Genomic DNA, 23,098 nt, shown 5'->3' with positions numbered 1-23,098 from the left:
TCATACCTTCCTTTCCATCATTATCTATTCATCTCAAGTATTCTTTTCACTTCCTGCTGCAATTTGTCACTGAATTCTGATAAATCATAATATGTAATCACCTTCAGTCTAATAAGACGAACAATATCCCATATTGCCTCTGACTTGCTCAACTCCATAATAACACCCGGATGGCGCTTATCTTCTTTTATCCGTTTTTCAAGTTTCCAGAATTTCTCTGATGCAGGCTTTTTATCATCATTCAGAAAATTGGCATACTCTTTAACAAGACCTTCCATATTTTTTTCCTGCCAACCTGATAATCTTTCTCGAAATAGCTTCCAATCTTTTTTACTTATGTCCATGATTTTGAACCTCCTCAGTATCAACAAACAATTTCAAAAATGAGACTGACTTGAGACTACTACTTTATAATTCACCTGCAAATACCGATTTTATCGCATTTTGCTATATCATAGAGTCTCACTCAGTCTCAAATCCCGTGAGACTTTGCTGAGACTAACTCTGGAATATCCTTGAGTGAACGTTTAGGTGACACATTGAATGCCATATTTCCTGTGGTTTACTTAATTTTCCATTCTCCACCATTATCTGGGTCTTTTCGTTCTATGATACCTTTATCCTTTAATTCTGATATATATCTAGCAATTGTTCTATCTGTGACATCTAAGGCTATTCTTAATTCATCAATAGAAATATTCGGGTTTTCCGAAATCATTTTTAGGATCTCACATGCTTTAGCAAGCTTCTTCTTAGAATACTCTGGCATTAATTTCTTAATTTTTTCTTCCGAAATTTCTATGACATTTTCATTCACCTGTGTTGCATAATTAGTGCCATAATTCAGATTATACAAAGTCAATATAAAATCATCATTATCCGCATCAAAGACTGGCATCTTAGTCTCATCAAATTCAACCTGTCCCTCATAGTCTGCCAATATTTTCTTAAATCCACTACCTCTACGCTCCATGTATTTCAAACGGCTGAATATATCAGCTAATATCGGATTTCTTCGCTTTGATGGGATTTTCAATAAATCTTTTCCCGCTAAAGATATTCCGCTTACCATTCCACCCGGTGAATATATTTCGATTCTATCATCAAACATATCTATGTGAACTTCACTACCTATTTCCATATAATTTCTATGAATCAATGCATTTACTACACCTTCGAGCACTGCACGATCCGGATAATCAGGCATTTCAATTCTGCCATCATCAACCTTACGCCATGCTTTCTTGGAATTATTTCTTACAAAATCCGGTACAGACTGCAATAGTGTAACAAGACTTCCCGTATATTCCTTATCAATAATAATTGCTATATTTTCTTCTTATAATCAAACTCAACTACATGTGATTGGTTTTGATTGCATTCCCAAAAATACATTTTCTTATAATTGGAGTAATTTAAAAACATTTCTCCTATTGGCTGCGTCTCACAGTATGGACACTTTTTCCCTTTTATTCTATAGATTACTCCATCTATATTCTTGTAGCACTTTCCCGTTGTTCTTATATCTTTTTGTACTAACTCATCTGACTTTTGAAAAAAAGCAAAGAATTTGTCTAGCCACTCAATCTTAGATTCTAATTCTACAAAAGCACCTTTTGTCATCAAAGGTAACATATTTATGATATCATAAACACATATAATCAATAAACCTATTCCAAACACAAAAAAAATGGCCATAGTAAACAGCAAAAATATTTTTGTACTGCTCTGTATTTTTTCAAGTATCTCTTTTGTTAGTACATTATAAAGTATTGATGCAACTGCTAATAATACGCAGGCTACTATTCCTTCATATGCTTTACTTTTCAAAATTTCTTTAACAGAAGTTCTTTCCTTTTCAATTATAGTGTCTCGCATACTATATGTTGATTCGCAAGCTTTTTGTGATGAGTTTCGTGTGCCTTGCTGAATTTGTATATTTTTAACATCTCCATAAAAATTATTAGCATTAATAGTATTTCGAATTATTGCCCTAACAAATTTAACTGTTTCATCACAATATTCCATGTCTTCACATTCATCTCGTAATCTTATAAGTACATCTTCATATCCACAAATTTCATCATTATATTTCACATTACTATATACATCTTCTAAATCCTTATGTTCTCTTGCGCAACTATTAAATAATCCTTCTAAACGCATACACATGCTTTCATCAACCATATCATTCTGAATTGTTTCTATAGCTTCACCCAAAACATTAACCGCTTCTACACAAAAACGAAGGTGTAACTCAAAAAAATCAGCAATATTCTGCTTTTTTATATATGCGTTTTCCATAATATTTTTTAATTCTTCGATAATACTATTATAATTATGGATATGTTTGTGGTATTTTTCTATTATCTCTTCTGCAGAATACTGATTAGTAACTTCTCCCATTTTTTATTCCTTCTTTCGTAATCAAAATTTTTCTTATGTTTTTTCTACTTATCTTGTAATGAATCTACGTTTCCCTGTTGCATTTGCACATCTGTTGCTGTTCCCCAAAAATTTGTTATATAATTTGTTATTTCTGTTTTTTCTTGCGCAATCTTTTTTTCTTCTTCTGAAAATGAATAATCTCTCCCAACTATTCCACTTTCTTCTAACGTCAAAGCCCAATCTAAAATATTATTTTTCACTCTACTTAAAATAGAATATATTTGATTTTTTCCAAATTCTAATCTAAATTGAGTATTAAATCCACAACATTTTGCTACATACTTATTCCTCTCAGCAGGTAAATTCATCACTAACATTGAGCTTTCAGCATTTTGGTATAAATCATATAGCTCTGAAACTGAATTTGGCAATTTTGTTTTCGTAAAAGTGCTTTCAGCTACTGCAGAATCCATCACAACCGGAATCCATCCCCTTACAGGATTTAATGCTTTCAATTGTCCCTGTATCATTCTATATTCAGGGACCTCTTTTTTCCCATATCCTTCTTGCTCACACTGTATCCATTCTTGAAATTCTGGCAGCTTCAATTTACGTGCAATAACGTATGATTTTCTTAATAAAGATTCTATATCTGCTTTTTTATCCATAGCTTCTTTTTGTAGTTCCAAAACAATACCATTCATAATTCATTCCTCTTATATAAAAAGTAATTTTATTCCTTCTACAATCCCTGTCGCAATTAGACTTCCAGTCACACCAATAGATAAATTTTTCAAATCCATTAAAAGCATTTTCACTTTACTAGGATTTTCTTTCTTTTGGACTAAAGCATCAATTTCTGTTATTTTTTGTCTAACTTCCATTGCTTTATCCCCAAACTCATCTTCTAACAAAGAATCATACTTCTTTATTTTTGTAACGAACTCCGAAACCCTATCAAAATCTAGTGTTTCTACAGCAGTAACCGTTTGTGTTTGTATCGAATTAACATTTCCTTGCTGAAGTTGTATATTACTTACATTACCATAAAAATTATTTGTATTACTGCTCATACATACCTCCTGATACTTTTTTTCTTTATCCTGAAAATAATCTATCCCTACCATTGTTAAATAAATATCCAACCTGCCGCTAATATACATTGAACTAGCATTCGTAATACAACCACACATTTTCAAATCATCTAATATTGCTTTAGCATTAAATTTAACATTAGGTATTTCCATAAATTCATCTATGCCACAACTTATAGCATCTTGACCTAACTTTCCTCTTTTTCCCAAAAGTATCTCCAAAAATTTTTCACTATCTTTTCTCAACACAAACGCTCCTATCTAAATTCATTAAGTTTTCGTTTTGTTTTTCTTCTATTTACCATTTCTATTAGTATAAACTTATTATAACATAGAACTTTCTATAGAAAAGTTTATTCTCAAAATTTAGATTTTATCGGAGCATATTTTTATTGCATAGATGCCTTGCATAGATGCCATATTATATCCTTTTGTCTGTAACCCAATTTCGACTAATATCCAGAAAGAGGAAATGCAACATCAAATGCCTCCTTCATTTCTGCAACACTATGATATCTTTTATCTAAATCTGATGAAATACCCTTTAATACAAAATCCTTTATATTTTGATTTTTAATCTTTTCCAAATTATACCTACCAGTCATTACATAATAAATAAGTCTTGTAAGCGCAAAAGTTTCATACTCCATATTATAATTTCCAAATCCTACAATTTGAAGATTACTATCATTTAGTGAACCCTTTATTTCACTTCCGAAACTTGTCAAATCACTTTTTTCCATCTTAACTAAACCAAAATCAGAAATTTTTACTATTGTCAAATCATTTTCATAGTGCTGTAACAATACATTTGTAAAACTAATATCTCTATGTAGATAGCCTTTAGAATGAATATAAGAGAATCCTCTGAAAATCTGCATTGCAAGCATTACACTTCTTGCAACTGCAAAGAAATCAATCGACCCCATACCTCTGTATGCCGCCTTTGCTCCTGAACCTTTATTCATATGACCAATAAGAACAATTGCACAGCCTGTCCTCTCTGCAATACTACCTAGCCTCTTTGTATACTCTCTTGCCTCATTTGCCCTGTTCATGTCAGTTCCACCGCCAAGGTATGCCTGAATCGGATCAAGTATCAGCAAGCCTGCTTCTGCAGCTATAATTGCTTTTTCAATTCTCTCATCTATCATAGAGAGCGACTTTTCACTTCCATCTATAATACTTATCCTGCTACAATCTGCCCCTGCCTGCTCTAGCCTTGGTTTTACTGTATCTGCCAGTCCGTCTTCCGCTGTCTGATATATCACATTTACAGGTTTATCAATATTCATTTCTGGTTCAAGCCTCTCACCTCTTGAGAGCTTAGCCGCAATATTAAGTACCAGTGTTGATTTTCCATCTCCTGGATCTCCCTGCACAATTGTCATCTTTCCATAAGCTATGAACGGATACCACAGCCACTTTATTTCCTGCGTCTGTACATCTGACATATTTATTAACTTAAGTTCTGCACTTTCTTCCATCTTGTTCCTCACTTTCATAAATAATCATTGTTTCAAAAGTGAGCTGCTGTTATACTTTATTTGGTATCAGCGTAACAGAAGCCCGCTTTTGTTATCTGCCGAGGCTTTCCCGATTGCCGTCAGGAAAGCCTCTATTTCTGCCATAAATATTTTGCACCATCTAACATATCAATGATTGCCTGTATCATTGCCAGATAATCATGCTGCAATTCCTCTATATCTGAATAGATACTGCCATCTATCGGCGATTCTTTTTCTTTTATCTGTCCTTTTTCTATGATTTCATCATACAAGCTGTGAATATCTTCCTGCATATGCTCAAGCGTTTGCACCAGCAGATATATCGTTTCTTTCTTACCTACAACACAGATTCGACCATAGATACAGCATCTTGCAAAAAATGTTTTCTTCATCATTCCACTCATCTTTATTCTTGCTTCAATTTCACGTCTTTCGTGGTCTGATATACGAAAACTGATTGTAGAATTTTTATGAACTCCACTCATAATGCATCAACTCCTTTCCTTGTTTCTGTTGCAAACTCAGAATTAAGCATGTCTGCCATCTCAATCTGTTCTGTTGGAAACATATGAGCATAACGGAATGTTATTGCCTGACTTTCATGTCCCACTCTGTTAGCTATTGCTACTGCCGAAAATCCAAGCTTGATTAACATTGATGCGTACGAATGCCTGAGATCATGAATTCTTATTCTTTTAACTCCAGCTGCTTTTGCACCTCTGCGCATTTCATGGTGCAGATATGATTTCGTAATCTGAAATATTCTGTCATTCTTACCATATCCATACAACATTCCTATGAGCTGTTTTAATTCTTCCACCAGAAAATCCGGAATTACAACATCACGCTTGCTCTTCTCTGTCTTTGGATCTGTGATAATATCCTCACCATTGATATGCTGGTATGACTTTGTAATGTGGAGTTTTTTATTCTCAAAATCAATATCTGCTGGAGTAAGTGCAAGCAGTTCTCCTTCTCTTATTCCGCACCAGTAAAGAATCTGAAACGCATAATATGATATTGGCTTGTCCTTAACACATTCGATAAACTTTAGATATTCTTCCTTTGTCCAGAAATTCATTTCATCAGCTTTGCCTTTTCCTATAGTTCCTGCCTTTACAACAGGATTTTCTCTAAGGTTATAAAATCTGACTGCATGATTAAATATGGCTGAAAGCTCCGACTGCATTTTCTTCAAATAAGTTGGTTTATAAGGCTTTCCATCATTCCGATACTTTATCATCTCATTCTGCCATTTGATAATATCCGCAGGACTGATTTCATTCATCTTCTTATCTTTAAAATATGGAATCAGCTTCTTTTCAAAAATAACTTCCTTAGTCCGCCAGGTATTCAGCTTAAGTTTCGGCTTCATATCATCCTCATACAGTTTATAGAAATCTGCAAAATTCATATCCAGATTGGTTGCCTGCTGTAATCTGAACTTCTGCTCATACTCCAATGCCTCCTTCCTCGTCCGAAAGCCACGCTTCAACTTTCTTCTGTTTTTACCTGTCCAATCGTTGTAATGGAAGGACACATACCACGTGCCCCTCGCCTCATCCTTGTATGCTGCCATACAACTGCTCCTTTCCCTTATGCTGTTCTGTCGCATAAGTCATAAACCTTGCTATCAAGATACTTACGGCTTACTCTGCCAGCTCTGACAAAATAACCTTTCTCCTTAAGCTCCTCATTAGCTTCTCTGATAACCTTGTATGCATGAGATACCGATATACCAAGTATCTCAGACACCTCATTTGCTGTGTAATATAACTTCTTCTCCATAGGTGCTTCACCTCCTTTCTCCAGCAGTAGCCGGTATGTATTTGTAATAGGTATCTATGAAAATCTGTTACAGTTATTGTATTTTCATATCTCAATTTTTAAAAGGGACAGGAACGGTTCTTTTTTCCAGAAATGGACACAATTCTGGTTTTTTGTCTCTCTGATACTTTCCGCATCTATAAAGTCTACAGTAAACCATAAATTTATGGAAGTGACACCATTGGTGTTTCTTCACTATTTTCCACCAATTTCTGGTGTATTCCCTACATATGATATTTTAAATGCAGTCCTCTGATTGCGGAATATTCTCTCATGGTCGAAATCTGCAAAAGCATATTCTATGATGGTCTTTTTTACTGCGTTGGCATGATAATATGAAACCTCATAATCACCAATACGCTAAACTGGTTCAATTTCATATATATATTTGTCATTTTTTGACTATGTGATTATTGGGATAATTTTTGAAAATATAAAGAAATGTGATAATAGAAAATACCTCTGACACATTTGCTCAGTACTCTTAAATATCTGTGGTACTATGAAAACAGGTATCATATAGGTATCACAATAAAAGAAAAAGCTCCATAAATGGCTTGTTTACGCCATTTATGAAGCTCTGTTTACTATATTCGGGCAACCCTCTTTATCCTCAAAAGGCAAAATCCTTTATCCTCACCTATTTTCTCTTTCAAGGCTTCTTTTGACTTCCTTCAAGGTCTTAGCTTACTCTCTCTTTCTTCTCTCTTATCTCTCGATATTCCTCTATTTTCAAGGCTTTCTCCATGGTTTTATGTAAAAGAAAAAGACCTCATAGAACGCTTTCTGCTCTACAAGGTCTATATTTTCTCGTTATTTTATTCATTCCCTAGGCTAAAGATTTTTGCCCCTTGAAGATAAAGGGCGTTGCCTTGGGATATGGAGAATTTGACCTTGTATGGGTATTATACCGAGCTTGTTTTTCTTTATCAAGTTTTTTTCTTCAGAAATTGCTTAATTTCATCAGTTATCTCATATTTTCCTGTGTCAATATAATTACAAAACACTTGCTCTGTTACCTTAAACATGTCATTAAAGTCAAATAAAATTTTTTGTTCTATTTCTTTTGTCAAAAAAATTTTATTATCTAATATTTTCCAAAACTCAGAGTATTTCTTTTTAAAATAATCAATTACCTTATCCACAGCATAAAATGTTGCAATTCCCATATAAATACTTGTGGTTGTAAGTTCTACACTTATATTAAGGGCTTTTATGATGTTGACTGCGATAACTAATACCATATTAATAATATGTATTATCCCCATAAAAGGGAACCTATTCAGCACATCAATTATCTTTTTTATAAAGGAGTAATATGTAGATTGTATAACAATAGCACAATCTTTATCAGCATTTGCAAATACACCCTTGCCAATTTTACTGTTCATATACTGTTTTCTTATTAAATACTTAAAAAAGCACAATGTTATTGGCGCACTTGATATTAATGATATTGTGAGTGCTAAATATAATGCTAAATTTTCGTTTTCACTAATTATTCTTATGAGACAATAATTCCCTTTATATAACATATTCAAAATCATTAATTGAATTAATAATATACCACCAATCATTATAATAAGAGTTAGTTTATAAAAAAACATAAATACTCGTACAATCCATTGTCTACTTTTCTTTTTTTCTATAGGTCTTCTTATGATAATTGATAATATAAACAAACTTAGCATTATTGTTATAGTTTCCAGAATACCAATATTTAATAATAACATTATCATTAGTAAATTACTTTCTCCTTTTATGCATTTTTACTTTTGGGGAAATTGTCCATAATCATACCTTCTAAATCAAAAAAACTTTTCTTTCATCTCTTCATAGCTCATATGTAATTCAATCTTACCTTTATACTTTTTATCTTCTTCATTTATCCTACAATATTCAACAAACATAGGCTTACATACTTTACACGCCTTATAATCTATTGCATATTCACATGAATTTTCACATGGAACTAAAATCTGCTCCGCCTTATCTTTTAAAATATTTATGCTCCATGGTTCTGTATCTTCTGCCACCTTACCACACTTCATATTACACTCAACTGTAACCATCATAATATTTTCAATCAAAAAATTTTCTAATTTACTTACATACAGCTCCGCAAACCTTAAATATTTCTTTATGTCATCCAATACATATACAATATTTTCATATGGATGTTTTGGAAATACATTTCCCATATCCGCTTGTATTTTTCCATTATTATTTCTATGAAAAAGATATGAAGATGTTCCATCCAATGAATGCGTAAATTGATTCCTTAACTTTGTCCTAACTTCTTGATGGTCTGCGCTGTTTAAATACTTTCTTATTTTTTTCACTTCAGAATTACCAAGTTTTCTTCTAACAGTAGCATCATTCAAAAAAGAAAATATACTTATTTCCCTATCCTTATCATATCCACACTTAAAAAACTCGTTTATAAACTGCCGAAGTAAGTCCCATAATACAATATCTCTATACACAGCATCCTCCAAATAATACGCATACATCTGAGAATTTTCCGTTTCTTCCAATGGCCAATTCATTTTAACTGCATATGCATAAGACCTGGATATTGCATAGATAAAATTATTAATGACCTTGTTAATTCTGATAAGCCATTCTATTGAATTTCTTGCTCTCATTACTTCTTCTGTAATCTGTAGTTGTTCTTCTCTATATAATCGACACTCATCTAAAACTTTAATGGAATCAATACTTTTTTCAATATAATCCTTAATCTCGTTATCTGAATTAAACTGTTTCACACAATCCCCATCCTTTAATAATAGTGATATAAATAAACTGGCACCATCTCTACCGTTCTTATTTGTCAACAACAAGAGTCTCTCATAGTATAAGTTTATTATATCATAGAAACTTTCTTAATGACGTTCACGCTCGAAATTTAGATTTTATCGAAACATGTTTTTACTGCATAGATGTCATATCGTATTCTTTTGTCTATACCACAATTCCAACACCAAAGCTTCTAAAGGAAAAATCAGATTGACTCACATATTCCCAAAAGTGATTTTTGAGTTGAATTTTAAACCAATACGTGATATATTAATAATACAAAAAGGGTGCCACCGATAGACGGCTGACCCATTAAATCAATTAACTAAAAATAGCCGCTCAACTTGCTAGGTCGGGGCGGCTATTTTTGTGTCTTATTATTATCCTTACCAAAGGAATACCCTAATCCAAAGCAGGTTAAGCCGAAGCTTACCACTGCGATAAAATCAACAATACTCATATGGCTTAGCCCTCCTTTCCAAGAAATCAATGACTTCTTTCGATTCCCTTGCGGGTTTCTATGTAATCGGAGGGTCACAGTCCCTCCGTAGAAGGCCAACCGCCTACCGTTATGGTGGCACCCAATGAAATTTTATCATAGCCCCTTGGCATTTTCAATGTAATATCACTCTAAATCGACAAGAATATGCATCAAGGATATTGCATATCTAAAGTCTGCTTGCCTGCTTTAAAACTTGGCTTCTATTACAACAGGGTTTCCTTCTTTATCTTTATAGTTACCGATAATGTCTACCAGCTTATCAAAATCACACATTCCATCTCTAATGTCATTATCATGTCTAAGCTCATCAATTGCTTCGGTTAACGTTTTTCCGACTATATTCTTTCCTATTATAGTATTTACAGCTTTCACTTGACTTGGAAATGGCTCATAGCTTTTAAATTTCCACACCTTTTCCTTGACCTCATATATTGCGGTGTTTGGCTTAGCATCTATAATTACAATCACCCACATGATTGCATTATATAGCTGTTTTGCAATTGGATTCCACTTCACTTCTTTGGATTCATTACCTCCAGAGGTCTTACTGCCTTTCTTCCCTGTTCCTCCCTCTCCATGCAAAGGATTAAACAATGGCAGTCCCTCATGATTTATTTTCTTAAGGAACTCTCTAGCTGCGGTCATCCCACATTGGATTATCTTTTTCTTGCCTAAGGATGAAAAGCTCCTCTACAACAACCACATGGCAGATGCCTTTGCTTGTGCTTTCTACCGCTTCTTTCAAAAGATGAAAGATGATTGCAAGGCACACAATATCCCTGTTCCAGATAAATATGCAAGAATGGATTGGAATTTTAAAAATTAAAGTTTCTTATAGCAAAGATTTCTCTACAACAACAATTACTTACACAATGAGTAAGAGTGTAGAAAATGGAGTATCAAGTAGTTTTCAAAATATGAAAGAGACCCTCTCCAAAGGTGGATGCTCCGAGTTTAGGCTAAAGAAATGTCCTTACAGACACCGCCTATCCTGTTGGCAGACAGGATAGGCATTTTTATTTTCGCCTGCTCTTCCTCGAAGATCTTTTCTCTTTATCGAGAAAGGCAAGCAACGCTACAATCAAGCTACCAAAGGACATCAGCAATGCTAATATCCCAATGAAAATCGAAATGATCTCATAAGCCGTCATCGGTACTAAGCAAGTGCCCCCAGATGCTTAACGCCCTGTCATGGGTACTTTCCTTAAAGAGTACCCTAGCATATATATCATATGTTCTGCAAGAACAATTGTAATTTGAATCTTATTTCATAGACTCATTCCCTATAAATATTTTAATATATCAGATAAGTTATTAATTTCAATATCAGCTTTTTCACTCTCATCTGTTATATTCCACAAACTTCCAAATCCCTGTTTTACCCATATAGTTTTCATACCCAACTGTTTTGCAGGTACAATATCATTATCAATACGGTCACCAATCATAACTGCATTCTCTGGTCTGCAACGGCTTCTTTCCAATGCAATTTCAAATATTCGCCTATCTGGTTTTGAAACACCTTCTTCTGCTGATGCGATAATCAAATCAATATATTTTCGTACTCCAAGATTTTCTAATCTCTCAGAAGTTCCTAGTGATTGGTTTGCAATTACACCAATTTTATAAATTCTACTTAACTTTTTCAGACAATCTTTGGTATCTGTATACAGCCTTTCGTATTGCGATTCCCATTTAGGTAGTTTCACGCCCAATTGCCTTGCTACCTCTAAGTCTCCTTTTTTGTTTTCTTTATAAAACGACATGGCATATTTATAAATTTGCTCGTAAGTTAAACCTGATAAATCCGCTATCCTTTTCATCCTGTCTTCATAAACTTTGCTTTCATCAACCAATGTCGACCCAACATCAAAAAATAGCCATTTTATTTCGTCCTTTTTGGGGCAAAATCCTCTTTTTCTTGCTTCTTCCAGCAGTTTGGGTTGAATTTCTGGGTAAGTCCAATTAATCGGTAGTTCATCCATAATTGCTATTTTTTCAATTTCACTGTGAAGCTCTTTTTCAAATGTATGTATATCTGAGAAGAATAATTTTCCAAAAGTCTCCATTCCATCGAAATTATCTGGTGCAGTCACAGAATATATACAAATTGGAGTAATATCAAAAGTTATTGCTCCTGTTTCTTCATATAGTTCTCGTTTGGCTGTTTCAAGAATATCCTCACCATCTTCTCTATGCCCTCCCGGCACTTCATATGTATCTCTTTCTTTATGCTTGCAAAATACCCACTTGCCGTTACTCTGTGAGATAATCACTGCAAATTTCAATAGTTCATCATTAACCGTATCATAAAATTTTACTTCCACCATATTTCCTCTCCATGTACATATCTATAATATTTCATTTTCAATAAAACCCGCAATACCATCTTCATCATTTGAACCAATTACAATATCAGCTCTCTCTTTTACCTCATCAATCGCATTCCCCATTGCAACACCTGTTCCACATAATTCAAGCATTCCGATATCTGCATAATCATCTCCAAATGCAATAATTGAATCTGTACTAAATCCACATACTTCCGTAATCTTCATAATTGCGTTTTCTTTCGTCACATTCTTTTTTGTAAACTTGTACCAAAATCCATCAGAGAAACGAATACAATCACAATCAGAGAGACTTCGAGTCAGCTTATCTGCCTTATCTTGATTAAATATCTCAACACACATTTTTAATGAACATTCGTTAAAATCTGAAAAATCTGTATAAATACTATCTCCCCAACTCTTATCTAACTTCTTAGGATCTATTTTATAATTCCAATAATGTGCATCTATTGTGTCTATCGTAATTTCGCAATCATTTCCACAAATATTTCTTGCCATGTCAATCATCACATTCGTTTCTTCTTCGGAAAATTCTGCCCTATAAATATATTCTGTTTTGTATTTTACTAATGCACCTCCACTCGATATTAAAATATCGGGCATCAATTCATTTAAAAATACCAAAGAGTTTTGCTCACTTCTGGAGGTGGAAACACCTATCAATATATCATTTCCCCTGCATTTTTTTAGAGCTGATAATGTTCTGGTTGATATTGTTTTGTCACTCTGTAATAAAGTTCCGTCTAAATCAAATAAAAGAAGTTTGCATTTCTTCATATCATTTTTTCCTTTTCATTCTTCTGAATAATTATATTTGCATCAATTACTCTCCCCACAAATAGAGCCAAACTAGAGCCATTTGATAAAACAAATGCCGGAAGCCCGCATAAATACAGGCTTTCGGCATTTTAATCCGTTATTCAAACTCGATTTCGTAACAGCATTTCTGTGTACGTTCATCGTTAATTTTTCCACTAATTTTATGAATTTTATTTGTGATTACTTTCATTACTTTTATTTGTGTTCTCTAATAACATCATAATAACATCATTTATGTTTTTGTCAATACCAGTATATGTATCAAATATAGGCTGATGTTCTAATCTATCAGATTCACCTGCTTGTGCATTTTTTTCATTATCACAATTTTCTGCAATAATTTGAACCTCTGGATTCGTCATTGTGATAGACGGTTTTTTCCAAAACGGAGAAGGAATAACCGGATCAATTAAATCAGATTTGTCAAAATGCACTTTATTATCCTGTTCAACGTACATAATGCCTCCTTAAATTTAATGTTTTATCTCCAAAACATCTTCAACATCACAATCAAGCTCCTGGCATATAGCATCTATAACTTTAAGATTGACAGGTTCGTTTTTACCAAGCTTCGCTAATGTGGCATTACTGATTCCTATTTTATCCCGAAGCTCTGTCTTTTTCAAGTGCTTATCAATTAGTGTTTTCCACAGTCGATCGTAGCAAATCATCTTCTTTCTCCCCCTGTCTTTCGCAAAATTTTCTCTAATTTATCCATTATCGCAATCATATTTCGGTAAATCCTGTTAAAAATACGCTCCCTTTTAAGAGCTTCCTTTATCTCGACAACCGATTGATTGTATTGCTCTTTCAATCTTTCATCAATCATATAATCACCTCTGTTTTATTATAAATTCGTTTTTCTGTTTTGTCAACTTTTTATTCTGCTTTTCCAGAAAAAATATTCAGAATATTAGAAAAAAGCATTGACACTGGGTGTACATATGGTAATATATTCACAGAAACAGAATAAAAGTTCAATAAAACAGAAAAACAATTTAGGAGGATATATATATGTTAAAAAATCAATTATTCGGAGTTGAAGTAGAAATGACAGGTATTACAAGAGAAAAAGCAGCTCGTCTCGTTGCCGGAGTTCTTGGAACAACACCTTCTCATCCAGAATCAAATTGCTACCACACACGCACGATTGCTGATCAGGCAGCTCGTAAATGGAAAATTATGAGAGATTCATCTATTACACCAATAAGAAACGATGATACAATCGAGCCTCTTGATGAATACAGAGTCGAATTTGTAACACCGCCTCTCAATTATTCCGACATTGAACTTCTCCAAAACATCATACGAAAACTCCGAGAGAACGGAGCAAAGGCTCATAGCAGTTGCGGCATTCATATCCATGTCGATGGTGCAAACCATACAGCAGTATCTCTTAGAAGATTGGTTAACTTTATGACAGCCAGACAGGATCTGATTTACGAAGCTCTCCAAATCGGAGACCGCGAGAGTAACTGGTGCCACAAGCTCAACAAAACGCTACTTGATGCCATGAAAAAGGATAAGAATCTTACAAAAGAAAAAGCCGAAGAAATCTGGTATAGCAGAGCAAATGATGGTTATTGCGGTGGAATCGATCATCAGCATTACAATTCCACAAGATATCATGGAGTAAATCTCCATTCTTTCTTCACCAAGGGTACAGTGGAATTCAGACTTTTTAACAGCACACTTCACGCAGGAAAAATCAAGGCCTATATACAGTTTTGTTTGGCGGTATCTGCATGGGCTATTACTTCACAAGAAAAAATAGTATTCCGTTCAATGGAGGGATACTCACCAGAACAGAAAGTTACAATTATGAGAAACATTCTCACTCACCGCCTCGGACTTTATGGAGACGAATTTAAAACATGCAGGCTTCATCTTATGACACCACTTAAAAAAGCTGCCGGAATGACTTGTCGAGCAGCTTAGTAAAAAGTGCTGACCTACCGGCACAACGGGGAGATTGGAGAATAATATGGGAAAATTGTATGTAGCATACGGAAGCAATCTCAACTTAAAGCAGAGGGCTTATAGATGCCCCTCTGCGAGTATTTATGGCACTGGACAATTAACTAACTGGGAACTTTTATATAGAGGCAGTGCAACCAATTCGCACGCAACAATAGCCAAAAAGCATGGTTCATATGTTCCTGTTCTACTATGGAATATTGAACCAGAAGACGAGAAAAGATTAGATATATATGAAGGATATCCCCGATATTATTATAAGCAGAATGTAATGGTTGATATTGGTGGGAAAAAGAAAAGAGCTATGGTCTATATTATGAACCAACAGCGTACACCCGGAAGACCATCTTTGACCTACATAGAAACCATCCGGCAGGGATACATTGATAACAATTTTGATTTAACACTATTTGAGAATTCATTGGATAGAAATACCATTGAATGCAGATAAATATTGTGGTATAAAAAAAGACGTTCGGTCCTTGAACGTCTTTCTCTATGACAGCAGTGTTGCAGCACTACTTGTCTGACGAAATCAAGGAGCCGGATCTGGTGTGGGTAATCTTCGCATAATCATTCGGCACCCTAACAATCAGTTCATCGAGTTCGCAATGTAGAGCCTCGCATATTAGGTCGAGGTGTTCCAAATTCACTCTATCTGTGTACTCATGGTACAATTCGCTGATGGTGTTGGGTCTGATTCCGGTTGCCCTGGCCAGATCCGCCTGACTCCATTTCATTTCGCCGAGCTTTGTAGATAGTAAAATTCTTATCATACGTCGTTGCTCCTTCCGTTATAAAATAGCATTTTCTGACATCTTTTTGTGTCGTTTGTTATTTTATAGCGGATTATGTTATATCTTATCGGTATAGGTTATGGAGCAACTGACCGTCTTGACTATTACAGTCTGTTTCCATAATCTTCATCAAGAGAAATCCATCTGTCTCTGTCTTTTTCTCCCGATTTTAATAATCCCCAGATTTTAGCTCCCGGACCTTCAGCTGTATCAATGATTGTAAATACATTTTTACCAGTATATTCCGGACTTCCATTTTTCTTCCAGTAATCATAAGTAGTTCCTGGGCCTTTTCTGATTCTAAGATCAGAAATAGTAACCTGGAATTTGAAAGGAACATTGTCATTTGCCTTGAGACAAGGATAAATTTCAGTGCCATCATTGTTAAACACTTTGTATCCACTATTCTGCTTGCACAGTTCAATGGCATTGTTCTGATTCTTAAATGCTCCGATCTGTGTGCCTGCATCATTCCAGCTTTTTCTTACTCTGTAATATCCAGTTCCTGCCGTCTGCTGCTTCTGTTCCGGTGTGGCTTTGAACGATACATACTCAGGAATTGTTGTGATAAAGAGCCCACTCTTTAACTTGTACCACTTTTCATCTGCACTGATGCCAACAACAGTATAAACACCATTATAAACAACCTGATCAACATCTGCTGTGATACTTGGAGCTTTTCTCACATTGAGTCCATCATCACCCTCGTAGATAACTGTGACTGTTCCACTTAAAGGATTGACAGATTGAGAGCTCTTATCATCACTGCTGTTATCCACCGGAGTAGTTGGAACTGTATCAACTACCTGCCCTCTCATTGCCTTATTGACATCCTGCCTAAACTGATTCATTGTGAGCCCAAACTTATTCCAAATATGCTCCACATCTCCATGGTTACTTGCAATGCCTCTCTGATTCCCTTCATGGTGTGAGATTATTACCCCATCTTCTAACGGATTCAGGCCGAACTCACTGCACCACTCTGCAAATAACTTCACCGCATTCGCATATGTTGCAAGGACATGTCTCTTGGTATTGCTTCCGTCTCCTGTCTCAATCCATGTAGCCCCTCCCACATACTTAATTGTAGCCGGCTCTGTCATTTCAAGAGATAAATGTGTGTTGTTGACACTGCCATTCTTTCCACTTGCCCCATGCCATCCTCTTCTAGCCTTTTTCCTCTCTGGGAAAAGAGGTAAACACTGAATTGCATAAGCGTCAGCGCCTGTAACCGCATGAACACAGGCTCCTGTAGAAGTCTCCCAAATCTTTGCAAATACTTCTGGCTTAGGCTGCGGACACCCTACACTATGTAACATAGAGCCCTTTACAGTAATTTCATCTCCCGTTTTATTACAGGGACTATTCGTTGCAATCTGCTTTCTGATTTCAATTCCCATATTCAATTCCTCCATTTCGTCATACTGTGTTAATTCATATTTCTCTATGATTGAGCAAATCTTAGACACATAGTTTATATCTGTGGCATATCCTCCAGCTTTAATGATTTCAACCGCTTTTCTGTAGTCTTTTTCGTTTGCGATACCACAATATCTATGTTCCGTTCCATTCATAGCACCAACAAGATACATTGAATGGTCCTTTATGCTCATTTCTATGTCTGGATATGCCCTAAAATCCGCTTTGATAGTATAAATTTTTCCGGCCTCATCCTGCTCGTTTGTGACTTTTGTGTATTTCGATACTCTATCCCATACACTTCCCCATGTATTGCTGCTCAAAGAACATTTCATGCCAAAGTAATTATTGGCTTTCTTCGCCAATTCAGATGTACCCCAGGAACTTTCAAGAATAGCCTGAGCAATCGTGACAGAGGCGAGAATTCCGTTCTCTTTCATATCACTTATCGCATATCCACATATTTTCTGAATAAAATCCTGTTCTTTCATGTATTCCTCCTACAAATCTCTTTGATCATAGTTATTTTGTTCATTATCCAATTCTTTTATGGTCAGTACACAAAGTGCAATTAGACACAGCGGCCATGCTATTGATGCTAACACAAGAAATACCGGGAATATTACTATCCCCGGTGTATTCTCTGTGTGTCTTTTGGATATAGATTTATACATTGCCCTGCAAAGCAAAATCACTCCTGCTGTGAATCCTAAAATTGCAATGATTATGTAGACCATAATCACCGTTCTCATTTATCCTCCGGCTTATAGAACCTTTTCCAAATAGTAATCAGATATTCCCAACCTTTGCAGCAAACAATAGCAACAATGAATGAAGCAAAAATTACAGCCACGAGGTAATACCACACGAAGGTGATTTTCGCATATGAAATATATGCAAAAAAGGCTGTGACGCAAATTATAATTGACAGGATTAAGACCTGCAAAGATGTAGGAATTCTGTTAAGAATCCCAATCTCTTTTGTGAACTCTGTAATTACAGAAATCAGTGTACAGATAACCGCAACTACAACAAGTAACTGTGACGCATTAGCAATAATAAATTCCATGTTCATGATGATTCCTCCTATAAATAATCTCAACTAAAGTTACATTCCAATTTGCGTAAATGCAAATCCTAGGACAATTCCTATTACCGCAGTTATTACATAACCAACGACTTTTCTCCACATTTCTCCGTCTTTGCTTTCCAAAGACACGAGACGTTTCCCCTGTGCCTCCTGCTCCCTAACCATGCTCTCAACACTCTGTGCCAGTTTTTCTATCGATACCGTAAGAGCGTTGATCTGCTTGGTATTTTCCTCCAACTGTTCAATTCGTCGGTTCTGCCTGTGGTCTTCCTGCTCCATTCGCTTCTGGTATTCTTCATACTCAGCTCTTGTGATTGGATCCTCCATTGTTCTCTCACCTCCTTCCAAATGGCATAAAAAAAGAGCCTTACGGCTCTAATTCGCTTTTCATATCGTTATACTGCCCGATAACTTCATCTACAATTGCTGTATCCTCCGTCAGTTTATCGTCCGAAAATTCCCTGTCATTTTTCAACAGTTGAATATCCGTTGCCTGTCTGGCTACGATTTTTCCAAGGCGGTATATGATTTCATCCTGTTTTTCAACCATATCCATATAAAGTTCGAGCAGTTCCAACATATTGTCTTCATCCATTGTCTGTATCAGCCTCCTTCGGATTGTGCGTAAGAACAAAATCCTCAAATATTTTCTTTTCCAAAGCCCTGCAGTCGCAATGGTCCATCAAGGCCTTATAACTCATAAGAGTGGAGCGGGCTCTATCAAGGTCTATCTCATAATCACGATAAAGCTCCTGTATTGTTTTCAAATGCCTTTTCATTCTAAGGCTTGTGCTTTTTCTCAATCGAACATCAAAAGGGCGAATAGTATAACCAACAAACTCCATGCCATGTGAGACAGGTCGAATTGCTGTTTTATTATTTAATCGAAGTTTCAGAACATCACCTAAAAAATCAGAAAACATATTCTTGTACCTGTGTAACAGCTCCTTGTCCGTCGATAGAATAATCACATCATCCATATAACGAATATAATACTGTATGCCCTCTTTTCTCTTTGCCATTTGGTCCATAGGGTTTAAATACATATTGCCATACATGTGTGACAATCCGCCACCTATGGCAATCCCTACATCCCACAGCATTTCTTTATCCGATATTTCCAGTGGTGACTTTACTCCAAGCGGAAGTCCAAATGCTCTGGAAGCATGGCACACATAATGTTCAAGGAATCTAACCGCTTCCTTGTCCCCTATCTTTTTCTGGATTATGCTCATAAGCACCTCATGATCCATTCGATAGAAGAATTTCTCCACATCCATTTTCAGATAGTACCAACGTTCACCGCTTTTCTCTACAAAATCAACCCACCCTGCTAATCTCTGCATAGATTTAAGTTGTCCTCTATCTTCTATGCAGGAATAGGTATCACTAATCATCCCTTTACAAACTATAGGATTGAGTACATTGTATGCTGCCCTTTGAATTACCTTTGTTGTGTAATCAGAAAATATTACTTTTCGCAATTTTGGCTCATACACATAAAAATGATGGTATATGTCTGGCGGATAATTATGGCATTTAAGTTTTTCGGATATCGAATGTATATTGTCTTCCAGGTTCCCCCAGAATGCAAGCTGCTCATTTTCATATCTTTTTCCTGCTCGGGCATCTTTCTCAGCCTGTAGCAAATTATCAAAAGATACGATTTGAGCATACACATTTTTAATGGACATATTATCTCCTTTCAGAGCATTGCGGGATTCGCTTATACTACTACCGGCATTCATGCCCATTACATTTTTTTTGCGAGAGCAAAGGAGACGGAATCCTTTACACCTCTGTACTGACTGCACACCCATTAGGTCTGCAGCATCTGACTTGAAGGCAGAGCGGAGCGGAAACCGATGTTCCAGTTCGCATTGGAGCGGGGATTGTTGAGGTTCAAGTTGAAGACACCAGCGTTGGCACCATTGTTCCAGTTGCCCCCGCAAATCGGCAAACGCAGTATTCCGTACCCTACTTGCTTACACTCTTTATCCAGCCTCCTACCATTCTGCCAATTTCAACTACCAGACCGGACCATTGTTCATATTTTTTCGGAGGTAAAAAACCTAAGTTATATGACAATCGGACATATGCTTTTAACTTTTCCACTTCTACATCTAATTCCTGTAGTGTAGTTTTCTTATAATACTTTTTGTTGGCCTCGATAATCCTCTCCAACATAACATCCATGCACCTCTTTATATCCACAACAAGGGCGAATTTCTCGCCCTTTGGATATTGTGCCAATGCAGGATAAGCATAGTTCATCATATCGAAGGTCTTTTGTAATATCTTTAATTCCTCCATAAAGTCCCTCTATACCATATTTTTTTCCATTCTACCACACATAGTTCTGCTTCGGATTTATTTGTTATTTTATATCGTATTTCGTTATTGCAAGGTAAAAAATAAAATAAGAGGCTGCTATCGCAGCCTCAGTCAGATTACAGTGCAACAGATTACAGATCAACAAAAGCGGAGCGGAAACCGATGCTCCAGCTCGCATAGGAGCGGGGATTGGCGAGGTTCAAGCCGAAGACACCAGCGCTGGCACCATTGTCCCAGTTGCCCCCGCAAATCGGCAAACGCTCGCCAACAGGGTTGAACCAATGATAATCACCTGCGTAATCTCCGTTTGGTTCGTCTGGGTAGAGCAATAACATCTTTGCAATTTCTGGAGCAGTAAGCCCGCTTGCAAGTGTCATATCTTTATACTGTCCACCGACACCGCTATCAGTCTTATATGTAATCGCACCAGAAGTAAGCTGAATTTTGCCAGATACCCAATCCCACTTTAATGTTCCGGCTGTTCCAGGTTCTACAAGCGAGCCATCCGCCTTAATTGCTTTCCAGAGAGTAGAGGATGCCGACATATCACATTTGCTACCCATCGCTGCATTATTGTATGGAATGATCTGGATTTCTCCATCAACAAGACGCATGCCTGCATTCCACTCCCATACATTTCCGTTTAAGTCACAAATGCCATCTCCGTGATGGTTATGGTTCCATGTTACAGGTCCAGAACCTGTGAAACATCTTCCAGTTTTTCCGCTATCCTTTGAAGATTCCTCGCCGTGTTCATGTGTATAAGCCGAATCTTTTCCGTAATTATTGTTTCCATGTGGCATAGTGCCATTCTTGCGGCACCAGAGAGCAATATAAGCCCACTCTGCCATTGTTGCAAGGTGGAAGCCCGCTCCTTTATTTTCGCAAGCCTTTCTTGCAGCATCCCAATTTATGGAATTTGCAGGATCTCTGTGTCCGAGAGAATATGCCCTTTCATTTACAATAATATTCTGATACTTGGAATAATAAAAAGCGGTCTTCTCGACACTGTCCACATTAAACGCATAATGAACATTATCGCTAAGGCCGCTTACAAGCTCTGAATTTTTTCCTTTTGGAATTCTTACATAAATTGATGGCATTCCGATGTCATCCAGTAATACCACATTTTTTCCGCCTGACAGCTCGCTTACCGCAGCTGCCATCTGATCATAATTTCCCATAATAGTCCTCCTTATTCGATTGCATATAATTTGAGCGTAACATTTGCCATATTGAATGGAACAGGGGTTCTTTCCATAATTGTTTCGCTGCTGTTTTCTACCTCAGGATCATAATCTGGATTAGGAACTTCCTTTTCAATATACTGCCTTGCCGGAATCTCAATTTGTGCTGCATACTTTTCACCAAGCTGGCCAGAAGTAATCATCCCATTCTTTGCAATGCAAATGTCAACACATTCATCATTATCTCTCTCCAACTTTTCGCAATTGAGCATCAGCTCATCAGCAAATGTAATCTTATTTTTCGATACACTGTACTCAATTTTCTTTCCAACATTTACCTCTACGACTTTCATCTGTCATACCTCCTTAATTCTCTGCAGGCTTCGCCTGTCTTTTGGGCTACGCAATCCGCCATATCCCTTTGTGCTTTGGTTGCATGTTCCGGATTGATACCATAATCCCGAAGGGTTCTGTTTGTTTCAGCTTTTCTTTCGTCACTATGAATAATGATATTTGCCACTACACCGTACCTCCTCCCTGTACAAAGCAGCGAACAGTCACGCTTTTAGCACTGCCTGTAAAAGCAATCTTAAAGCCATTCACCTGCTTATCATAGACAACCACATCGCCAACATTTACAGGATTGCCTTGTACTTCTGTGATAACCCTGTAATCCAATGTGCTACGCATATTCGCAAGCGCCACAGTCTTAACAGAATTATTAAAATAGAAATCCTTTGTGTTGGTCAATGTAACTTCAAGTTCCTCACCATCAACAGACTCTACGCTTTGCTGAGTATGCTTTACATTCTCTAACAAAAGAGCCAACATAAGTGAGTTGTTATGAATGCCCTGCTCCATGTGATTGAAGTGTTCGGCATCCATTGGAGTTCCCTCCTGGATAATCTCGTCCGAATTTTTGTCCTTTACTTCGTCAAGCCACTGTTCTGGTGTGTATGAGCCAGTTCTGTTGCCTTCCAAATATTCTGGTAATACATTCATC

General features: G+C 36.2%; 32 protein-coding genes. 2 read left to right on the top strand and 30 right to left on the bottom strand.

Annotated elements, in window-relative coordinates; translation table 11 throughout:
- Nucleotides 1-20 precede the first annotated feature (20 nt).
- The 18 genes from DWY37_RS03965 to DWY37_RS15780 all read right to left on the bottom strand — a co-directional run bounded on the left by DWY37_RS03965 (nucleotide 21) and on the right by DWY37_RS15780 (nucleotide 14,120).
- Nucleotides 21-344 carry a hypothetical protein gene (locus DWY37_RS03965; RefSeq protein WP_118541577.1) on the bottom strand — a complete coding sequence of 108 codons (324 nt, stop codon included), beginning with the start codon at nucleotides 342-344 and terminating at the stop codon, nucleotides 21-23.
- Nucleotides 345-562: 218 nt separating this feature from the next.
- Nucleotides 563-1,282 carry an ATP-binding protein gene (locus DWY37_RS03960; RefSeq protein WP_243092085.1) on the bottom strand — a complete coding sequence of 240 codons (720 nt, stop codon included), beginning with the start codon at nucleotides 1,280-1,282 and terminating at the stop codon, nucleotides 563-565.
- 44 nt (nucleotides 1,283-1,326) lie between these two features.
- On the bottom strand, nucleotides 1,327-2,406 hold the full coding sequence (locus DWY37_RS03955; protein WP_118544453.1) for a hypothetical protein: 1,080 nt from the start codon (nucleotides 2,404-2,406) through the stop codon (nucleotides 1,327-1,329).
- A 44-nt stretch (nucleotides 2,407-2,450) separates the two neighbouring features.
- On the bottom strand, nucleotides 2,451-3,092 hold the full coding sequence (locus DWY37_RS03950; protein ID WP_118542546.1) for an AbiTii domain-containing protein: 642 nt from the start codon (nucleotides 3,090-3,092) through the stop codon (nucleotides 2,451-2,453).
- Between the two features lie 12 nt (nucleotides 3,093-3,104).
- Nucleotides 3,105-3,728: a hypothetical protein gene (locus tag DWY37_RS03945; RefSeq protein WP_118544454.1), complete on the bottom strand. Its 624-nt coding sequence runs from the start codon at nucleotides 3,726-3,728 to the stop codon at nucleotides 3,105-3,107.
- A gap of 206 nt (nucleotides 3,729-3,934) precedes the next feature.
- Entirely contained in the window at nucleotides 3,935-4,969 is a 1,035-nt protein-coding gene (locus DWY37_RS03940) for an AAA family ATPase (RefSeq protein ID WP_118544455.1), read from the bottom strand.
- Between the two features lie 131 nt (nucleotides 4,970-5,100).
- The gene (locus tag DWY37_RS03935) at nucleotides 5,101-5,475 is read right to left on the bottom strand and encodes a plasmid mobilization protein (RefSeq protein WP_118544456.1); all 375 of its coding nucleotides are present in this window, start codon (nucleotides 5,473-5,475) and stop codon (nucleotides 5,101-5,103) included.
- Complete coding sequence (locus tag DWY37_RS03930) at nucleotides 5,472-6,569, bottom strand: site-specific integrase (protein ID WP_118542484.1); 1,098 nt, start codon at nucleotides 6,567-6,569, stop codon at nucleotides 5,472-5,474. Before DWY37_RS03930 ends, DWY37_RS03935 begins: the two co-directional genes overlap by 4 nt.
- A gap of 17 nt (nucleotides 6,570-6,586) precedes the next feature.
- The gene (locus DWY37_RS03925) at nucleotides 6,587-6,778 is read right to left on the bottom strand and encodes a DNA-binding protein (protein WP_118542482.1); all 192 of its coding nucleotides are present in this window, start codon (nucleotides 6,776-6,778) and stop codon (nucleotides 6,587-6,589) included.
- A gap of 968 nt (nucleotides 6,779-7,746) precedes the next feature.
- Nucleotides 7,747-8,556 carry a hypothetical protein gene (locus tag DWY37_RS03920; protein WP_118544457.1) on the bottom strand — a complete coding sequence of 270 codons (810 nt, stop codon included), beginning with the start codon at nucleotides 8,554-8,556 and terminating at the stop codon, nucleotides 7,747-7,749.
- Between the two features lie 69 nt (nucleotides 8,557-8,625).
- On the bottom strand, nucleotides 8,626-9,588 hold the full coding sequence (locus DWY37_RS03915; RefSeq protein WP_118592600.1) for a Cthe_2314 family HEPN domain-containing protein: 963 nt from the start codon (nucleotides 9,586-9,588) through the stop codon (nucleotides 8,626-8,628).
- Nucleotides 9,589-10,307: 719 nt separating this feature from the next.
- Nucleotides 10,308-10,766 carry a hypothetical protein gene (locus DWY37_RS03910; protein ID WP_118542420.1) on the bottom strand — a complete coding sequence of 153 codons (459 nt, stop codon included), beginning with the start codon at nucleotides 10,764-10,766 and terminating at the stop codon, nucleotides 10,308-10,310.
- Entirely contained in the window at nucleotides 10,753-10,893 is a 141-nt protein-coding gene (locus tag DWY37_RS15785) for a hypothetical protein (protein WP_158576447.1), read from the bottom strand. The genes DWY37_RS03910 and DWY37_RS15785 overlap by 14 nt, the downstream gene beginning before the upstream one ends.
- A 511-nt stretch (nucleotides 10,894-11,404) precedes the next feature.
- Entirely contained in the window at nucleotides 11,405-12,451 is a 1,047-nt protein-coding gene (locus DWY37_RS03905) for an HAD-IA family hydrolase (protein ID WP_117946277.1), read from the bottom strand.
- A gap of 21 nt (nucleotides 12,452-12,472) precedes the next feature.
- The gene (locus tag DWY37_RS03900) at nucleotides 12,473-13,249 is read right to left on the bottom strand and encodes a Cof-type HAD-IIB family hydrolase (RefSeq protein WP_117946275.1); all 777 of its coding nucleotides are present in this window, start codon (nucleotides 13,247-13,249) and stop codon (nucleotides 12,473-12,475) included.
- 212 nt (nucleotides 13,250-13,461) lie between these two features.
- Nucleotides 13,462-13,749, bottom strand: a complete 288-nt coding sequence (locus DWY37_RS03895; RefSeq protein ID WP_118592599.1) for a hypothetical protein — start codon at nucleotides 13,747-13,749, stop codon at nucleotides 13,462-13,464.
- A 15-nt stretch (nucleotides 13,750-13,764) separates the two neighbouring features.
- A complete protein-coding gene (locus DWY37_RS03890; RefSeq protein WP_118343945.1) occupies nucleotides 13,765-13,962 on the bottom strand; it encodes a helix-turn-helix domain-containing protein in 198 nt (65 codons plus the stop codon).
- Nucleotides 13,959-14,120 (bottom strand): hypothetical protein, encoded by a 162-nt coding sequence (locus DWY37_RS15780; protein WP_158576766.1) that lies wholly within the window; start codon nucleotides 14,118-14,120, stop codon nucleotides 13,959-13,961. The genes DWY37_RS03890 and DWY37_RS15780 overlap by 4 nt, the downstream gene beginning before the upstream one ends.
- A gap of 185 nt (nucleotides 14,121-14,305) precedes the next feature.
- On the opposite strand from DWY37_RS15780, the gene DWY37_RS03885 reads away from it, so the two are divergent.
- Together DWY37_RS03885 and DWY37_RS03880 are read left to right on the top strand one after the other, a co-directional pair.
- The gene (locus DWY37_RS03885; RefSeq protein ID WP_118343944.1) at nucleotides 14,306-15,229 is read left to right on the top strand and encodes an amidoligase family protein; all 924 of its coding nucleotides are present in this window, start codon (nucleotides 14,306-14,308) and stop codon (nucleotides 15,227-15,229) included.
- Between the two features lie 46 nt (nucleotides 15,230-15,275).
- Nucleotides 15,276-15,719, top strand: coding sequence for a gamma-glutamylcyclotransferase family protein (locus DWY37_RS03880; RefSeq protein WP_118592598.1), 444 nt, complete (start codon nucleotides 15,276-15,278; stop codon nucleotides 15,717-15,719).
- 67 nt (nucleotides 15,720-15,786) lie between these two features.
- On the opposite strand, the gene DWY37_RS03875 is transcribed toward DWY37_RS03880, so the two are convergent.
- From DWY37_RS03875 to DWY37_RS03815, 12 genes are all read right to left on the bottom strand, one after another.
- Nucleotides 15,787-16,044, bottom strand: a complete 258-nt coding sequence (locus DWY37_RS03875) for a helix-turn-helix domain-containing protein (protein WP_003502325.1) — start codon at nucleotides 16,042-16,044, stop codon at nucleotides 15,787-15,789.
- Between the two features lie 125 nt (nucleotides 16,045-16,169).
- Nucleotides 16,170-17,975: a glucosaminidase domain-containing protein gene (locus DWY37_RS03870; protein WP_243093192.1), complete on the bottom strand. Its 1,806-nt coding sequence runs from the start codon at nucleotides 17,973-17,975 to the stop codon at nucleotides 16,170-16,172.
- A 9-nt stretch (nucleotides 17,976-17,984) separates the two neighbouring features.
- Nucleotides 17,985-18,221, bottom strand: coding sequence for a hypothetical protein (locus tag DWY37_RS03860; protein WP_147403578.1), 237 nt, complete (start codon nucleotides 18,219-18,221; stop codon nucleotides 17,985-17,987).
- Nucleotides 18,222-18,232: 11 nt separating this feature from the next.
- Nucleotides 18,233-18,559 carry a hypothetical protein gene (locus tag DWY37_RS03855; protein ID WP_003502323.1) on the bottom strand — a complete coding sequence of 109 codons (327 nt, stop codon included), beginning with the start codon at nucleotides 18,557-18,559 and terminating at the stop codon, nucleotides 18,233-18,235.
- Nucleotides 18,560-18,592: 33 nt separating this feature from the next.
- Nucleotides 18,593-18,901: a hypothetical protein gene (locus DWY37_RS03850; protein WP_003502322.1), complete on the bottom strand. Its 309-nt coding sequence runs from the start codon at nucleotides 18,899-18,901 to the stop codon at nucleotides 18,593-18,595.
- A gap of 40 nt (nucleotides 18,902-18,941) precedes the next feature.
- Nucleotides 18,942-19,169 carry a hypothetical protein gene (locus tag DWY37_RS03845; protein ID WP_003502321.1) on the bottom strand — a complete coding sequence of 76 codons (228 nt, stop codon included), beginning with the start codon at nucleotides 19,167-19,169 and terminating at the stop codon, nucleotides 18,942-18,944.
- Nucleotides 19,162-20,268, bottom strand: coding sequence for a reverse transcriptase domain-containing protein (locus DWY37_RS03840; protein ID WP_022463643.1), 1,107 nt, complete (start codon nucleotides 20,266-20,268; stop codon nucleotides 19,162-19,164). The genes DWY37_RS03845 and DWY37_RS03840 overlap by 8 nt, the downstream gene beginning before the upstream one ends.
- A 283-nt stretch (nucleotides 20,269-20,551) precedes the next feature.
- On the bottom strand, nucleotides 20,552-20,887 hold the full coding sequence (gene avd, locus DWY37_RS03830) for a diversity-generating retroelement protein Avd (protein WP_003502318.1): 336 nt from the start codon (nucleotides 20,885-20,887) through the stop codon (nucleotides 20,552-20,554).
- Between the two features lie 152 nt (nucleotides 20,888-21,039).
- Nucleotides 21,040-22,092, bottom strand: a complete 1,053-nt coding sequence (locus DWY37_RS03825; RefSeq protein ID WP_118592596.1) for an SUMF1/EgtB/PvdO family nonheme iron enzyme — start codon at nucleotides 22,090-22,092, stop codon at nucleotides 21,040-21,042.
- Between the two features lie 11 nt (nucleotides 22,093-22,103).
- The gene (locus tag DWY37_RS03820; RefSeq protein WP_118592595.1) at nucleotides 22,104-22,448 is read right to left on the bottom strand and encodes a hypothetical protein; all 345 of its coding nucleotides are present in this window, start codon (nucleotides 22,446-22,448) and stop codon (nucleotides 22,104-22,106) included.
- Nucleotides 22,445-22,615 carry a hypothetical protein gene (locus DWY37_RS15940; RefSeq protein WP_003502312.1) on the bottom strand — a complete coding sequence of 57 codons (171 nt, stop codon included), beginning with the start codon at nucleotides 22,613-22,615 and terminating at the stop codon, nucleotides 22,445-22,447. Before DWY37_RS15940 ends, DWY37_RS03820 begins: the two co-directional genes overlap by 4 nt.
- On the bottom strand, nucleotides 22,615-23,097 hold the full coding sequence (locus tag DWY37_RS03815; protein ID WP_003502310.1) for a hypothetical protein: 483 nt from the start codon (nucleotides 23,095-23,097) through the stop codon (nucleotides 22,615-22,617). The genes DWY37_RS15940 and DWY37_RS03815 overlap by 1 nt, the downstream gene beginning before the upstream one ends.
- Nucleotide 23,098 lies beyond the last annotated feature (1 nt).

Origin of the sequence: Roseburia sp. AF25-13LB, from assembly GCF_003478915.1 — a bacterium.
GTDB lineage: Bacteria > Bacillota > Clostridia > Lachnospirales > Lachnospiraceae > Roseburia_C > Roseburia_C amylophila.
This window is presented reverse-complemented; position numbering and strand designations above follow the sequence as displayed.

What these genes read in the sequence shown, in the direction of transcription:
- DWY37_RS03965 (WP_118541577.1), bottom strand. Translation starts at nt 344, where the DNA reads ATGGACATAAGTAAAAAAGATTGGAAGCTATTTCGAGAAAGATTATCA.
- DWY37_RS03955 (WP_118544453.1), bottom strand. Translation starts at nt 2,406, where the DNA reads ATGGGAGAAGTTACTAATCAGTATTCTGCAGAAGAGATAATAGAAAAA.
- DWY37_RS03950 (WP_118542546.1), bottom strand. Translation starts at nt 3,092, where the DNA reads ATGAATGGTATTGTTTTGGAACTACAAAAAGAAGCTATGGATAAAAAA.
- DWY37_RS03940 (WP_118544455.1), bottom strand. Translation starts at nt 4,969, where the DNA reads ATGGAAGAAAGTGCAGAACTTAAGTTAATAAATATGTCAGATGTACAG.
- DWY37_RS03935 (WP_118544456.1), bottom strand. Translation starts at nt 5,475, where the DNA reads ATGAGTGGAGTTCATAAAAATTCTACAATCAGTTTTCGTATATCAGAC.
- DWY37_RS03930 (WP_118542484.1), bottom strand. Translation starts at nt 6,569, where the DNA reads ATGGCAGCATACAAGGATGAGGCGAGGGGCACGTGGTATGTGTCCTTC.
- DWY37_RS03925 (WP_118542482.1), bottom strand. Translation starts at nt 6,778, where the DNA reads ATGGAGAAGAAGTTATATTACACAGCAAATGAGGTGTCTGAGATACTT.
- DWY37_RS03920 (WP_118544457.1), bottom strand. Translation starts at nt 8,556, where the DNA reads ATGATAATGTTATTATTAAATATTGGTATTCTGGAAACTATAACAATA.
- DWY37_RS03910 (WP_118542420.1), bottom strand. Translation starts at nt 10,766, where the DNA reads ATGACCGCAGCTAGAGAGTTCCTTAAGAAAATAAATCATGAGGGACTG.
- DWY37_RS03905 (WP_117946277.1), bottom strand. Translation starts at nt 12,451, where the DNA reads ATGGTGGAAGTAAAATTTTATGATACGGTTAATGATGAACTATTGAAA.
- DWY37_RS03900 (WP_117946275.1), bottom strand. Translation starts at nt 13,249, where the DNA reads ATGAAGAAATGCAAACTTCTTTTATTTGATTTAGACGGAACTTTATTA.
- DWY37_RS03895 (WP_118592599.1), bottom strand. Translation starts at nt 13,749, where the DNA reads ATGTACGTTGAACAGGATAATAAAGTGCATTTTGACAAATCTGATTTA.
- DWY37_RS03890 (WP_118343945.1), bottom strand. Translation starts at nt 13,962, where the DNA reads ATGATTTGCTACGATCGACTGTGGAAAACACTAATTGATAAGCACTTG.
- DWY37_RS15780 (WP_158576766.1), bottom strand. Translation starts at nt 14,120, where the DNA reads ATGATTGATGAAAGATTGAAAGAGCAATACAATCAATCGGTTGTCGAG.
- DWY37_RS03885 (WP_118343944.1), top strand. Translation starts at nt 14,306, where the DNA reads ATGTTAAAAAATCAATTATTCGGAGTTGAAGTAGAAATGACAGGTATT.
- DWY37_RS03880 (WP_118592598.1), top strand. Translation starts at nt 15,276, where the DNA reads ATGGGAAAATTGTATGTAGCATACGGAAGCAATCTCAACTTAAAGCAG.
- DWY37_RS03875 (WP_003502325.1), bottom strand. Translation starts at nt 16,044, where the DNA reads ATGATAAGAATTTTACTATCTACAAAGCTCGGCGAAATGAAATGGAGT.
- DWY37_RS03870 (WP_243093192.1), bottom strand. Translation starts at nt 17,975, where the DNA reads ATGAAAGAACAGGATTTTATTCAGAAAATATGTGGATATGCGATAAGT.
- DWY37_RS03860 (WP_147403578.1), bottom strand. Translation starts at nt 18,221, where the DNA reads ATGGTCTACATAATCATTGCAATTTTAGGATTCACAGCAGGAGTGATT.
- DWY37_RS03855 (WP_003502323.1), bottom strand. Translation starts at nt 18,559, where the DNA reads ATGAACATGGAATTTATTATTGCTAATGCGTCACAGTTACTTGTTGTA.
- DWY37_RS03850 (WP_003502322.1), bottom strand. Translation starts at nt 18,901, where the DNA reads ATGGAGGATCCAATCACAAGAGCTGAGTATGAAGAATACCAGAAGCGA.
- DWY37_RS03845 (WP_003502321.1), bottom strand. Translation starts at nt 19,169, where the DNA reads ATGGATGAAGACAATATGTTGGAACTGCTCGAACTTTATATGGATATG.
- DWY37_RS03840 (WP_022463643.1), bottom strand. Translation starts at nt 20,268, where the DNA reads ATGTCCATTAAAAATGTGTATGCTCAAATCGTATCTTTTGATAATTTG.
- avd (WP_003502318.1), bottom strand. Translation starts at nt 20,887, where the DNA reads ATGGAGGAATTAAAGATATTACAAAAGACCTTCGATATGATGAACTAT.
- DWY37_RS03825 (WP_118592596.1), bottom strand. Translation starts at nt 22,092, where the DNA reads ATGGGAAATTATGATCAGATGGCAGCTGCGGTAAGCGAGCTGTCAGGC.
- DWY37_RS03820 (WP_118592595.1), bottom strand. Translation starts at nt 22,448, where the DNA reads ATGAAAGTCGTAGAGGTAAATGTTGGAAAGAAAATTGAGTACAGTGTA.
- DWY37_RS03815 (WP_003502310.1), bottom strand. Translation starts at nt 23,097, where the DNA reads ATGAATGTATTACCAGAATATTTGGAAGGCAACAGAACTGGCTCATAC.